The organism is Parafrigoribacterium soli (genome assembly GCF_040227235.1).
GTDB classification, from domain to species: Bacteria; Actinomycetota; Actinomycetes; order Actinomycetales; family Microbacteriaceae; genus Parafrigoribacterium_A; species Parafrigoribacterium_A soli.
In genome coordinates this window covers 454,197-465,945 of sequence record NZ_JBELNZ010000002.1, presented here as the reverse complement: position 1 = coordinate 465,945, position 11,749 = coordinate 454,197, and the positions used below count along the sequence as shown (strand labels likewise).

Genomic DNA, 11,749 nt, shown 5'->3' with positions numbered 1-11,749 from the left:
ATGACCTCCGGCGATGGCCTGGCCAGGGTGAGTTATCTGCCCGGTGTTCTCCCCCCGATCGCGGGCGACCCCGAACCAGTGCCATCGTCGGAATCGGCGCTTCCCGATCGTGCGGCGTCGAAGGTCAGGTTCACCGACCTGGCCGAGACAGTCGAACCGGGCGAGCAATCTACCCCCGAGTCCGACGACGCCCAGCGTCAGCGGGCGGAGAAAGTCAGTATGCAGGCGTTGACCCGGCGTGGACAGTCCCGCTGGGAGTTGCAGAAGGCGCTGCTTGCCCGAGAACTCGACTCCGAGATCGTCGAGGCTGAACTCGACAGGCTCGAACGGGTCGGCCTCATCGACGATGCCGAGCTGGCCGAGACCCTCGTGCGCACCCAGCACGAACGTAAGGGTCTCGGCCGCTCTGCACTCACCGCAGAGCTGCGCCGCAGGCACATCGACCAGCAGTACATCGACGAAGCTCTTGAGCAGGTTGATGATGACGACGAGCAGTCTCGGGCTACGGAACTCGCCGTGCGCAGAGCTCCGCAGTTGCGCTCTCTCGACACCGAGACGGCGAAGCGGCGACTCAGCGGCTTCCTCATGCGCAAGGGCTACGCCGGCTCCGTCGTTCGCGCCGCAGTCGACGAGGCACTGAGCTCGCACGGCGGTCACTCCTCCGGCGTGCGGTTCCGCTGAGCTGGAGGCGGTCCGAGCCGACAGACGGTCTCGTTTCGAGAGCACCGGCACTCGGGAGTTAGGCTTGCCAGCATCATGACTATGACCGAAACTCCCGCCGCCCTGCGGCCCCGCAGCTATGAGGTGCGCACCTACGGCTGCCAGATGAACGTGCACGATTCCGAGCGCATTTCCGGCTCGCTCGAGGCGGCAGGCTACGTGCGCGCCGAGTCCGGACAGGCCGACGTCGTGGTGTTCAACACGTGTGCGGTGCGTGAGAACGCAGACAACAAGCTCTACGGAAACCTCGGGATGCTCGCCGCCGTCAAGAAGAACCACGAGGGCATGCAGATCGCGGTCGGCGGATGCCTCGCACAGAAGGATCAGGGCACCATCCTCGAGAAGGCGCCCTGGGTGGACGTCGTCTTCGGCACCCACAACATGGGCTCGCTGCCCGCCCTCTTGGAGCGCGCCCGCCACAATGGCGAGGCCCAGCTCGAGATCCTCGAGTCGCTCGAGACGTTCCCCTCCACCCTCCCGACGAGGCGCGAATCGAGTTACAGCGGCTGGGTCTCCATCTCCGTCGGCTGCAACAACACCTGCACCTTCTGCATCGTTCCGACCCTTCGCGGCAAGGAGAAGGACCGCAGGCCGGGAGACATCCTCGCCGAGATACAGGCTCTCGTCGATGATGGCGCGGTCGAGGTCACGCTGCTCGGCCAGAACGTCAACTCCTACGGTGTCGAATTCGGCGACCGCCAGGCCTTCGGCAAGCTGTTGCGGGCGGCTGGCGCGATTCCCGGCCTCGAGCGCATCCGCTTCACCAGCCCCCATCCCGCCGCGTTCACCGACGACGTCATCGATGCGATGGCCGAAACGCCGTCCGTGATGCCGCAGCTGCACATGCCGTTGCAGTCCGGATCGGACCGCATCCTCAAGGCGATGCGTCGCAGCTATCGCTCCGAACGCTTCCTCGGCATCCTCGACCGCGTGCGCGCCAGGATTCCGAACGCCGCGATCAGTACCGACATCATCGTGGGCTTCCCCGGCGAGACCGAAGAGGACTTCCAAGAGACCCTGCGCGTCGTCGAGCAGGCTCGTTTCGCATCCGCCTTCACCTTCCAGTACTCGATCCGCGCTGGCACGCCGGCCGCGACGATGGAGGATCAGGTGCCGAAGGCGATTGTGCAGGAGCGCTACGAGCGACTCGTCGCCCTGCAGGACCGCATCTCCTGGGAAGAGAACCAGAAGCTCGTCGGAACCGAGGTCGAGGTGCTCGTCACGGTCGAGGGCAGAAAGGATGCGGACACGCACCGGCTCTCCGGTCGTGCCCGCGACAGCCGCCTCGTGCACTTCGACGTCACGCCGGGCAGCGATACGCCGAGGCCCGGAGACATGGTCACCGTAGCCATCTCCGATGCCAAACCCTTCCACCTCATCGCCGACTCGAGCACCGGGGCACCGCTGAAGGTGCGCCGCACGACCGCGGGAGACGCCTGGGATCGTGCCGAGGCCGCTTCCTGTGCGACGCCCGCACACTCCGCGACGGGCGGTTCGAGCGGCCGCGTCTCGCTCGGGCTGCCCACGCTGCGGGTCGCCACGGCACCGATCTATGACCTCGCGGACGGACAGCGCTAACCCTGTGCTCGTCGCGATCGTCGGCGCGACAGGCACCGGCAAATCCGAGCTCTCGCTCGATCTCGCCGAATCCCTTCTCGCGCGGGGAACACCCGCCGAGATCGTCAACGCGGATGCCATGCAGCTCTACCGCGGCATGGACATCGGCACGGCCAAGCTGGCGCCCGGGGAGCGGCGCGGCATTCCGCACCACCTGCTCGACGTGCTCTCGCCGAACGACGAGGCGAGCGTCGCCGACTACCAGACGGAGGCCCGCACGGCGATAGAGCAGATCCAGGCACGCGGAGCGGTGCCCATCCTCGTCGGAGGTTCCGGTCTCTACGTCTCCTCCGTGCTCTACGACTTCCAGTTCCCGGGCACGGACCCGGAGTTGCGGTCGCGGCTCGAGGCGGAGCTTGCCGAATCCGGGCCGGGCGTCATGTATCAGCGGCTGAAGGCCGTCGACCCGGCGGCGGCATCCGCGATCGGCCCGCACAACGGCCGGCGGCTCGTGCGCGCACTCGAGGTCGGTACCCTCACCGGCGAACCCTTCGGTGCGGGTCTTCCCAGCGAGGCGAGCTACTGGACACCGAGTATCGTCATCGGCCTGCGCGCTCCGCGCGCCGAGCTCGTCAAGCGCCTCGACACGCGCGTCGAACGCATGTGGTCTGCCGGGCTCGTCGAAGAGGCACGAAGCCTGCTGCCCGCGGGTTTCGGCGTCACCGCGGCCAGGGCGATCGGCTATGCGCAGGCGATCGCCCAGCTCAGGGGAGAACTCAGCGAAGAGCAGGCGATCGAGCAGACCGCCGCCTTCACGCGCAAGTACGCACGTCGGCAGGTCAGCTGGTTCAGACGGTATTCCCACATCAACTGGCTCGACTACGACGACCCTGCGCTGTGGGATTCCGCGCGGCAACTAACATTGCCGTATGCCTGAACTCCACTTCACCAAGGGTCACGGAACCGGTAACGACTTCGTGCTGTTTGCTGACCCCGATGGTGAGATCGATTTGACCACGGCGCAGTTGCAGGTGCTCGCCGACCGCCACTTCGGCGTGGGTGCCGACGGCGTCATCCGAGCGGTGCGATCGAGCAACCTTCCCGAGGGCGCCGCCGCCCTCGCCGAGGACGAGGCCGCCGAGTGGTTCATGGACTACCACAACGCGGATGGCTCGCCCTCCGAGATGTGTGGCAACGGCATCCGGGTGTACGTGAAGTTCCTGATCGATAACGGGCTCGCCACGCTGTCGAAGGGGGAGACCCTCACCATCGGAACCCGGGGAGGCGTGCGCGATGTGCAGCAGAACACCGCGGGATTCCAGGTCGACCTCGGCAGGTGGTCCCTCGACGGCGGCGAGCCGCTCGTGCGTGCCAAGAACCTCAAGGTCGCTCGGCCCGGCCTCGGCATCAACGTGGGGAACCCGCACGTGGTCGTGGCTCTCTCGAGCGAGAGCGAGCTCGAGTCAGCAGATCTCGAGTACATCCCGGTGCTCGATCCTGAGCCCGACGACGGGGCGAACGTTGAGTTCGTCGTGCCCCTCGAGCCGATGATCGTCGACGGTGTCGGCCACATTCGGATGCGCGTTCACGAGCGCGGGAGCGGCGAGACGCTGTCCTGCGGAACGGGCGCGGCCGCGGCGGCGCTTGCCTTCCGCTACTGGGCGGGCGATGGCGCACCGAACCAGTGGAAGGTCGAGGTGCCCGGCGGCACCCTGGGCGTGCGGATGTGGGCGGCAGAAGACGGCGAGCACGTCTCGCTGAGTGGCCCCGCCGAGCTGGTATACACGGGCGCGCTGGAGCTGTAGCGCCGACGCACGCTCCCTGAGCTTGTCTAAGGGTCACGCCGTTTCCCTGAGCGTCGGAAGGGGGCCTACCTCCGCCGCACCCGCAGCACCCGGTACCCCTTGTTCGTCGCCGAGCGAACCGTGGAGAACTCCGCGGGAAGCATCGCTTCGAGCCAGCGGTGGAGCGAGTCCGATCCAAGGTTCTTCTGCACGACGAGCCACGCATCCGACCCGGGCTCAAGCCGAGGCAGCCAGAACTGCAGCATGTTGTGCAGCTCGTCCTTACCCACCCGGATGGGCGGGTTCGATCGGATGGTCGTGAAGTGCAGTCCGTCGGGAACATCTCCCGGCGTCACGGCGTTGACATTGCTGAGGCCGATGGACGCAGCATTTCGGCGGACGAGGTCGAGCGCTCGTTCGTTCACGTCCACCGCCCACACGGTGGAGTGCGGCGACTGCAGCGCGAGGGTCAGGGCGATCGGTCCCCAGCCGCAGCCGAGATCGAGCAGGTTGCCGCCGGGAGGCGCGACGGGAGAGTGGGCGAGCAAGACCTGGGTACCGACGTCGATCCGCTCGGGACTGAAGATGCCGTTCGACGTCGTCAGCTCGTAGAACTGCCCGGCCAGCTGGGCGTGGATCTGTCGAAGCTTGAGCTCACTATCCGGAATTGAGGAGAAGTAATGCTCGCTGGCCATGCACAGAACCTACCGAAATATGAGGAGCTAGGGTTAACGAGATGACTGAGGGTGAAGCTGTGGAGCACGAGGGCGTGAGCGCGGAAGAGCGCCCCATGCTCGATCCCGTCGAGCGCATCATGGCCAACGCTGCCGCGCACTCGAGCGGATACACCCTGTTTTCCTCCGGTTCCGCGCAGGCGCTGCAGGACGGGGCAACGGCCGCCGGCGACGGCGCAAACGACGGCGAACAGTTGGACCGGGAAGATCGGCAGGCGCTGCGTCGCGTCGCGGGCCTCTCCACGGAGCTCGAAGACGTCACCGAGGTCGAGTACCGGCAGCTCCGCATCGAGCGCGTGGTTCTCATCGGTATCTACGCCCAGGGTGCACTCGAAGAGGCCGAGAACTCCATGCGTGAACTCTTCGCCCTGGCCGAGACCGCCGGGGCCGTGGTGCTCGACGGGCTGCTGCAGCGCCGCGCGACGCCCGACCCCAGCACCTACTTCGGCAAGGGCAAGGCGCAGGAGTTGCGCGATGTCGTGGCGGCCACGGGCGCCGACACCGTGATCGTGGACAGCGAGCTGGCCCCGAGCCAGAGGCGAGCTCTCGAAGACGTGGTGCGGGTGAAGGTCATCGACCGCACCGCGGTCATCCTCGACATCTTCAGCCAGCACGCCAAGAGCCGTGAGGGCAAGGCGCAGGTGGAGCTCGCGCAGCTCGAATATCTCCTTCCCAGGCTTCGCGGATGGGGCGAGTCTATGTCCCGCCAGGCCGGTGGTCAGGTGGGTGGCGCCGGTGCCGGCATGGGCAGCCGCGGCCCAGGTGAGACGAAGATCGAACTCGACCGCCGCCGCATCCACACCCGCATGTCGCGTCTGCGCAAGCAGATCCTCGGCTTCAAGCCCGCCCGCGAGGCCAAGCGCGCGAACCGCAATCGCAATGCGGTGCCGTCGGTGGCGATCACCGGGTACACGAACGCCGGAAAGTCGTCGCTGCTCAATCGCATCACGCGGGCCGGCGCGCTCGTGGAAAATGCGCTGTTCGCAACGCTCGACACCGCGGTGCGCAAGACCGAGACGGATGACGGGCGCCTGTACACGCTCACCGACACCGTTGGTTTCGTGCGCAACCTTCCCCATCAGCTGGTCGAGGCGTTCCGTTCGACGCTCGAGGAGGTCGCCGACGCGGACGTGATCCTGCACGTGGTCGACGCGTCGCATCCGGATCCGGGTAGCCAGCTCGCTACCGTACGCGACGTCATTGGCGAACTGGGAGCGAGGGACATTCCGGAGGTCGTCGCCTTCAATAAGGCCGACCTCGCCGACGAGGAACAGCGCCTCCTGCTGCGGTCGCTCGCGCCAGACGCGATCTTCGTCTCGGCGCGCACGGGCGAGGGCATCGAGGAGCTGCGCTCCGCCATCGGCGAACTCGTACCTCGGCCATCCGTGCGGGTGGAACTTCTGGTGCCGTATGACCGCGGCGAGGTGATCTCGTCGCTGCACGACCACAGCACAATCCTCAGTACGGACTACGAAGAGGGTGGCACGCGAGTGAGCGCCCTCGTCACGGAGGAGCAGGCGCCCGCGCTGCGCGCGTTCGCGGTGAACCCCGCGGTCTCCGCGTCTTAGGTCCTGCAGCCGGTATCGGTCCAGGCGCCCGGTCCCGGATTGCGGCTTCCTAGACGGCGCGCAGCACCGCCACGACCTTGCCGAGAAGCTCGGCATAGTCGCCCAGGATCGGCGCGAATGCGCTGTTGCGCGGGAGCAGCCAGGTGTGGCCGTCACGCTGCTGGAACACCTTGACCGTCGCCTCTTCGTCGAGCATCGCGGCGACGATATCGCCGTTCTCTGCCGTCTTCTGCTGGCGCACGACGATCCAGTCTCCGTCACAGATTGCCGCGTCGATCATCGAGTCGCCCACCACCTTGAGCATGAAGAGGTCGCCCTTGCCGACGAGCTGGCGCGGAATGGGGAAGACCTCGTCCACCTGCTGTTCTGCGGTGATCGGGATGCCTGCGGCGATGCGGCCGACGAGCGGCACCATCGCGGCGTCACCGACGGGCGTCGGATTGTCGGAAACAACGCCGCCAGACGGTTCGAGCTCGATCAGAACCTCGAGCGCCCGAGGTCGGTTCGGGTCACGTCGCAGGTAGCCGCTGAGTTCCAACTGGTTGAGCTGGTGAGTGACGCTTGAGAGCGAGGAGAGACCCACCGCGTCACCGATCTCCCGCATGCTCGGCGGGTATCCGTGCGTCGACACAGCGCGCTGAATGGTCTCCAGGATGGCGATCTGCTTGTCGCTGAGGCTCTTCCGCCTGCGAGTGCCGCCCTTCGCCTGACCGGGCACCTGGGCCGACCCCTCGGACTTTGATCGCTCCGTGTCGAGCTCGTCCATCTCAGGCCTGCTTTCCAATGTCGGTGGTGGCTGGTGTGCTGTCTCCAGACAATCGAAACTGTATCCGCAGATCGGGCGATAGACAAACATGTATTCGAGTGTGTCGCGGTTCTCAGGTAAGGGAGTTCGAAAGTAATGCTTGAATGTGGCGTAAATCGAATGTATGTTCGGAACATAGCTTCGTATCCGGCGCTCCCGGCCGAGCGTCGGATACGGAATCTCTCAGGAGGTAAGGCAATGAGCACAGCAACACTGCACGGATCCGCACTGCACGGATCCACACTGCACGGAACCGCACTGTACGGAACCGCACTGCACCGCACCGCGCCGTATGGCCAAGCCCGCGACCGTGATGCCCGCCAGACGGCGCCGCGGCTGCGTCTCACGCGACGTGGTCGCCGTGTGCTGGTGTTTCTCGTTGCCTTCCCCCTCGTCGCAGCGGCCATGGCCTTCGCGCTCAATGGAGGAATCGCCATCGCCACCGACACTGCGGGTGGTCAACTGCAGTACGTCACGGTGAGCGCGGGGGAGTCGCTGTGGCAGGTCGCTGAGACCGTTGCGCCGTCAGCAGACCCGCGCGATGTCGTCTCCGAGATCGTCCACCTGAACCAGCTCTCCAGCGCAGACGTGCAGGCAGGCGAACGCCTCGCGATTCCCGCGCGGTACTCGCGGTAGTCCGTCACACGTTCCTGCCGCGCAGTAATGGGCTAGTACAGTTCTGTGGTGGCTTCACTCTCCGACCTACCCCTTCGTGACGACCTTCGAGGAAAAGCGCCATACGGCGCGCCTCAGCAGCCCGTGCGCGTTGCGCTCAATGTCAACGAGAACAGCCACGGCATCCCGGAGCCGGTGGCGCGAGACGTCGTCGAAGCGGTGGCCGCCGCGACGCTGAAGCTGAACCGTTACCCGGATCGGGAGTTCGTCACGCTCCGAGAGAGTCTCGCCGCATACCTGGGTCACGGCCTCAGCCGCGACAACATCTGGGCCGCGAACGGTTCCAACGAGGTGCTGCAGCAACTGCTGCAGGCCTTCGGCGGACCCGGCCGCAGCATCCTCGGCTTCCCGCCCACCTACTCGATGTACCCGATCCTCGCGGCAGGTACCGGCACTGCCTGGGTAGAAGGCCAGCGTGACGCCGACTTTGAACTCTCTCCGGAGACGGTTGTGCGCAGCATCCGTGAGACCGACCCGGATCTGGTCATTCTCTGCTCGCCGAACAACCCGACCGGCACGCCGCTGTCGCTCGAGACGATCGAGGCCGCGTACGACGCCAGCCGCGGCATCGTCATCGTTGACGAGGCCTACGCGGAGTTCACTCCCGACCCGCAGCAGACCGCACTCACCCTCCTCGAGGGCCGCGAACGGCTGGTCGTCTCCCGCACGATGAGCAAGGCCTTTGCCTTCGCCGGTGCCAGGCTCGGTTACTTCGCCGCCGACCCGGCTGTGACGGATGCGGTCCGTCTCGTGCGCCTGCCCTATCACCTCTCAGCGCTCACGCAGGCCGCCGCGACCGCGGCGCTCGCGCACGCATCCGAGTTGCTCGCCGTGGTCGATGACATCAAGGCACAGCGCGACCGCCTGCTCGTCGAACTGCCGCGACTCGGGTACCCGGTGTGGCGCAGCTGGTCGAACTTCGTGCTGTTCGGCGGGGTCGACGATCCTCACGCACTCTTCGAGGCGCTTCTCGAGCAGGGAATTCTCATCCGAGACGTCGGCATTCCGAACTGCCTGCGCGTGAGCGCGGGCACGGAGGCCGAGACGACGGCGTTCCTCGACGCGCTGGCTAGGATTGAACGATGACCGCACAACGCGTTGCCCAGTTGAAGCGCGAGACGAGCGAGTCGAACATCGACCTCTCGATCAACCTCGATGGCACGGGCGTATCGAGCATCGATTCTTCGGTGCCTTTCTTCGATCACCTTCTCACCGCGTTCGCGAAGCACTCGCTGGTCGACCTCACGGTCAAGGCGAGCGGTGACACGGATATCGACGTGCACCACACGGTCGAAGACATCGGCATCGTGCTGGGCAAGGCGATTCGCGAGGCGCTCGGAGACAAGGCGGGTATTGCGCGGTTCGGCGATGCACTCGTGCCGCTCGATGAGGCTCTCGTGCAGGCCGTCGTCGACGTCTCCGGGAGGCCGTACCTCGTGCACACGGGAGAGCCCGACGGCTTTCAGTACCACCTCATCGGTGGCCACTTCACGGGGTCGATGGTTCGTCACGTGTTCGAGGCCATCACGTTCAATGCGGGACTCACGGTGCACGTCACGGTCCTGGGCGGTCGCGATCCGCACCACATCGCCGAGGCGGAGTTCAAGGCCTTCGCACGCGCGTTCCGTCAGGCCGTCGCTCCGGATGCTCGCGTCAGCGGCATCCCGTCGACCAAGGGTGCTCTGTAGTCGTGACCTCTCCATCCGTCGTGGTCCTCGACTACGGCAGCGGCAATGTTCACTCGGCAGCGAAGGCTCTCGAGGCCGCCGGTGCTCGCGTCGAGTTGAGCGCGGATCGTGCGCGCATCCTCGAGGCCGATGGTCTCGTGGTGCCCGGAGTCGGCGCCTTCGCGGCCGTCATGGAACGCCTCGCCCCGGTCGCCGCGGCGGAGCTCATCGACAGGCGACTGGCCGGGGGACGGCCCGTGCTCGGCATCTGTGCGGGCATGCAGGTCTTCTTCGAACGTGGCATTGAGGGTGGCGTGACGACGGAGGGCCTTGGTCAGTGGCCGGGAACCGTCACCGAGCTCGAGGCGCCCGTCCTGCCGCACATGGGATGGAACACGGTCGAAGCGCCGGAGGGTTCCGTCCTGTTCGACCGAATTGCGGACGAGCGGTTCTACTTCGTACACTCGTACGCTGCGCAGCAATGGAGCCTTGAGGCGAGTGGGACCTTCGCCCGGCCGAGCCTCACCTGGGCGACCCACGGATCGCGCTTCCTCGCGGCCGTCGAGAACGGACCCCTGGCTGCCACCCAGTTCCACCCGGAGAAATCCGGGGCCCCTGGCATCCGGTTGCTGGGCAACTGGATCGCAAGCCTGAGTAGCTATTGATTCCCACCTCACGAGAAAAGACACCCATGAGCGAGTTCAACAAGGCCCCCGCCCTCGTCCTCCTGCCCGCCGTGGATATTGCTGGCGGCAAGGCCGTTCGCCTCACGCAGGGCGAGGCGGGCAGCGAGACCAGCTACGGCGACCCGGTGGATGCCGCGGCCGACTGGGTAGACCAGGGTGCAGAGTGGATCCACCTCGTCGACCTCGATGCGGCTTTCGGGCGCGGAAACAACCAGGCGGTGATCAAGCGCGTCATCAAGCAGGCGCGGGGCGTCAATGTCGAACTGTCGGGTGGCATCCGCGACGACGAGACGCTTGAGGCTGCACTCGCGACCGGTGCGAAGCGCATCAACCTCGGCACCGCGGCGCTCGAGAACCCCGAGTGGGCGTCCCACGTCATCTCCGAATACGGCGAGGCCATCGCCGTCGGACTCGACGTTCGCGGCACGACACTGGCTGCGCGCGGCTGGACGAAGGATGGCGGCGACCTTTACCAGGTGATGGACCGGCTCGAGGCCGCCGGCTGCTGCCGTTACGTCGTCACCGACGTGACGAAGGACGGTACCCTGCAGGGACCGAACCTCCAGCTGCTCCGTGAGGTAGCCGACCGCACCGACAAGCCGGTGATCGCCTCCGGTGGCATCTCGAGCCTCGACGACATCGCCGAATTGCGCGAACTGGTGCGCTTCGGTGTCGAGGGCGCAATCGTCGGCAAGGCGCTCTACGCCAAGGCCTTCACGCTGCCCGAGGCGCTGGACGTCGCCAGCGACTGATGTCGGAGCATTCGCACGGCGGGCCCGACGGGGCCGCGCAGGTTCCACACCCTGGAACGGATTCGGCCGGTGTGCCGTGGGAGGGCCGCCACTTCGAGCAGGAGCACTCCTCCAACGATGATGGCTCGGCACCCGAAGCACTCATGCAGGCGATCGCACGATTCCGCGCGGGCGACGGGGGAGAGCAGTCGGTCATTGCCGCCCTCACTCAGTCCCGGCTTCTGATCCCGCTCGTCGCCGCCCTCGGAGAGTCGGGCATCGGTGCCCATGGACACGTCGTCGACAAGAGCGCGGAACTGTCGATCGTCACCGTCGCGGGGCCGGATGGCCGGGACGTACTCCCCGTGTTCAGCTCCGTAGCGGCTATGAGCACGTGGAATGCGAAGGCGAGGCCAGTACCGGCGGATGCCGCCCGCGTTGCCCTGGCCGCCGCGAGCGAGCAGACGGATGTCGTCGTGCTCGACCCGACGTCGGAGACGGAGTTCGTCATCCGCCGTCCCGCGCTGTGGGCGATCGCGCAGTCGCACGAGTGGATCCCGAGTTACCTGGACCCGGAAGTGCTCGACGCGTTCATGGCCTCTGCCGCGCAGGAGCCTGCCGTAGCCCGCATCGAATTGGCGCCGGGCGATCCGGATGCACGCATGGCCGGACCGGAACTCATCGTGACCCTGGCGCTCGCTCCTGGTCTTGACCAGCAGTCCCTGGATGCCCTGCTCGCCCGCCTGCAGCAGGGCTGGGCCGAGAGCACCCTGATAGCCGCCCGCGTAGACTCCCTGGCCCTGAAGCTCGTCCCCGCCTGAC

Annotated in this window: 13 protein-coding genes; 11 read left to right on the top strand and 2 right to left on the bottom strand. The window is 66.6% G+C overall.

What is annotated here, in order from left to right:
* The 4 genes from ABUA37_RS06440 (at window position 1) to dapF (ending at window position 4,082) form a co-directional block, all read left to right on the top strand.
* Window positions 1–681 (top strand): regulatory protein RecX, encoded by a 681-nt coding sequence (locus ABUA37_RS06440; protein WP_349898300.1) that lies wholly within the window; start codon window positions 1–3, stop codon window positions 679–681.
* 75 nt (window positions 682–756) lie between these two features.
* The gene (gene miaB / locus ABUA37_RS06435) at window positions 757–2,298 is read left to right on the top strand and encodes a tRNA (N6-isopentenyl adenosine(37)-C2)-methylthiotransferase MiaB (RefSeq protein ID WP_349898299.1); all 1,542 of its coding nucleotides are present in this window, start codon (window positions 757–759) and stop codon (window positions 2,296–2,298) included.
* Window positions 2,273–3,214, top strand: a complete 942-nt coding sequence (miaA, locus tag ABUA37_RS06430; protein ID WP_349898298.1) for a tRNA (adenosine(37)-N6)-dimethylallyltransferase MiaA — start codon at window positions 2,273–2,275, stop codon at window positions 3,212–3,214. Before miaB ends, miaA begins: the two co-directional genes overlap by 26 nt.
* Window positions 3,207–4,082, top strand: a complete 876-nt coding sequence (gene dapF, locus ABUA37_RS06425; protein ID WP_349898297.1) for a diaminopimelate epimerase — start codon at window positions 3,207–3,209, stop codon at window positions 4,080–4,082. Before miaA ends, dapF begins: the two co-directional genes overlap by 8 nt.
* Before the next feature lie 65 nt (window positions 4,083–4,147).
* Here the strand turns inward: dapF and ABUA37_RS06420 are convergent, their stop codons facing one another.
* On the bottom strand, window positions 4,148–4,756 hold the full coding sequence (locus ABUA37_RS06420) for a class I SAM-dependent methyltransferase (RefSeq protein ID WP_349898296.1): 609 nt from the start codon (window positions 4,754–4,756) through the stop codon (window positions 4,148–4,150).
* A gap of 41 nt (window positions 4,757–4,797) precedes the next feature.
* Here ABUA37_RS06420 and hflX point away from each other — a divergent pair, with 41 nt between their 5' ends.
* Entirely contained in the window at window positions 4,798–6,363 is a 1,566-nt protein-coding gene (gene hflX / locus ABUA37_RS06415; RefSeq protein WP_407075352.1) for a GTPase HflX, read from the top strand.
* 49 nt (window positions 6,364–6,412) lie between these two features.
* Here hflX and lexA read toward each other — a convergent pair whose 3' ends face one another.
* On the bottom strand, window positions 6,413–7,129 hold the full coding sequence (lexA, locus tag ABUA37_RS06410) for a transcriptional repressor LexA (protein WP_349898295.1): 717 nt from the start codon (window positions 7,127–7,129) through the stop codon (window positions 6,413–6,415).
* Window positions 7,130–7,366: 237 nt separating this feature from the next.
* Between lexA and ABUA37_RS06405 the strand changes: the two genes are divergently transcribed.
* Genes ABUA37_RS06405 through ABUA37_RS06380 form a run of 6 tightly spaced genes read left to right on the top strand, consistent with a single transcriptional unit; the run spans window position 7,367 to window position 11,748 of the window.
* Window positions 7,367–7,804, top strand: a complete 438-nt coding sequence (locus ABUA37_RS06405; protein WP_349898294.1) for a LysM peptidoglycan-binding domain-containing protein — start codon at window positions 7,367–7,369, stop codon at window positions 7,802–7,804.
* Window positions 7,805–7,852: 48 nt separating this feature from the next.
* Window positions 7,853–8,929, top strand: a complete 1,077-nt coding sequence (locus ABUA37_RS06400) for a histidinol-phosphate transaminase (protein WP_349898293.1) — start codon at window positions 7,853–7,855, stop codon at window positions 8,927–8,929.
* Window positions 8,926–9,531 carry an imidazoleglycerol-phosphate dehydratase HisB gene (gene hisB / locus ABUA37_RS06395; protein ID WP_349898292.1) on the top strand — a complete coding sequence of 202 codons (606 nt, stop codon included), beginning with the start codon at window positions 8,926–8,928 and terminating at the stop codon, window positions 9,529–9,531. The genes ABUA37_RS06400 and hisB overlap by 4 nt, the downstream gene beginning before the upstream one ends.
* Before the next feature lie 2 nt (window positions 9,532–9,533).
* Window positions 9,534–10,175 carry an imidazole glycerol phosphate synthase subunit HisH gene (hisH, locus tag ABUA37_RS06390; RefSeq protein WP_349898291.1) on the top strand — a complete coding sequence of 214 codons (642 nt, stop codon included), beginning with the start codon at window positions 9,534–9,536 and terminating at the stop codon, window positions 10,173–10,175.
* Window positions 10,176–10,201: 26 nt separating this feature from the next.
* Window positions 10,202–10,948: a bifunctional 1-(5-phosphoribosyl)-5-((5-phosphoribosylamino)methylideneamino)imidazole-4-carboxamide isomerase/phosphoribosylanthranilate isomerase PriA gene (gene priA / locus ABUA37_RS06385; protein WP_349898290.1), complete on the top strand. Its 747-nt coding sequence runs from the start codon at window positions 10,202–10,204 to the stop codon at window positions 10,946–10,948.
* Window positions 10,948–11,748: an SseB family protein gene (locus ABUA37_RS06380; RefSeq protein ID WP_349898289.1), complete on the top strand. Its 801-nt coding sequence runs from the start codon at window positions 10,948–10,950 to the stop codon at window positions 11,746–11,748. The genes priA and ABUA37_RS06380 overlap by 1 nt, the downstream gene beginning before the upstream one ends.
* The last annotated feature ends 1 nt before the right edge of the window (window position 11,749 follow it).

Bases quoted from the DNA above. Each gene is read 5' to 3' on its own strand.
- ABUA37_RS06440 (WP_349898300.1), top strand. From the start codon at position 1: ATGACCTCCGGCGATGGCCTGGCCAGGGTGAGTTATCTGCCCGGTGTT.
- miaB (WP_349898299.1), top strand. From the start codon at position 757: ATGACTATGACCGAAACTCCCGCCGCCCTGCGGCCCCGCAGCTATGAG.
- miaA (WP_349898298.1), top strand. From the start codon at position 2,273: ATGACCTCGCGGACGGACAGCGCTAACCCTGTGCTCGTCGCGATCGTC.
- dapF (WP_349898297.1), top strand. From the start codon at position 3,207: ATGCCTGAACTCCACTTCACCAAGGGTCACGGAACCGGTAACGACTTC.
- ABUA37_RS06420 (WP_349898296.1), bottom strand. From the start codon at position 4,756: ATGGCCAGCGAGCATTACTTCTCCTCAATTCCGGATAGTGAGCTCAAG.
- hflX (WP_407075352.1), top strand. From the start codon at position 4,798: ATGACTGAGGGTGAAGCTGTGGAGCACGAGGGCGTGAGCGCGGAAGAG.
- lexA (WP_349898295.1), bottom strand. From the start codon at position 7,129: ATGGACGAGCTCGACACGGAGCGATCAAAGTCCGAGGGGTCGGCCCAG.
- ABUA37_RS06405 (WP_349898294.1), top strand. From the start codon at position 7,367: ATGAGCACAGCAACACTGCACGGATCCGCACTGCACGGATCCACACTG.
- hisB (WP_349898292.1), top strand. From the start codon at position 8,926: ATGACCGCACAACGCGTTGCCCAGTTGAAGCGCGAGACGAGCGAGTCG.
- priA (WP_349898290.1), top strand. From the start codon at position 10,202: ATGAGCGAGTTCAACAAGGCCCCCGCCCTCGTCCTCCTGCCCGCCGTG.
- ABUA37_RS06380 (WP_349898289.1), top strand. From the start codon at position 10,948: ATGTCGGAGCATTCGCACGGCGGGCCCGACGGGGCCGCGCAGGTTCCA.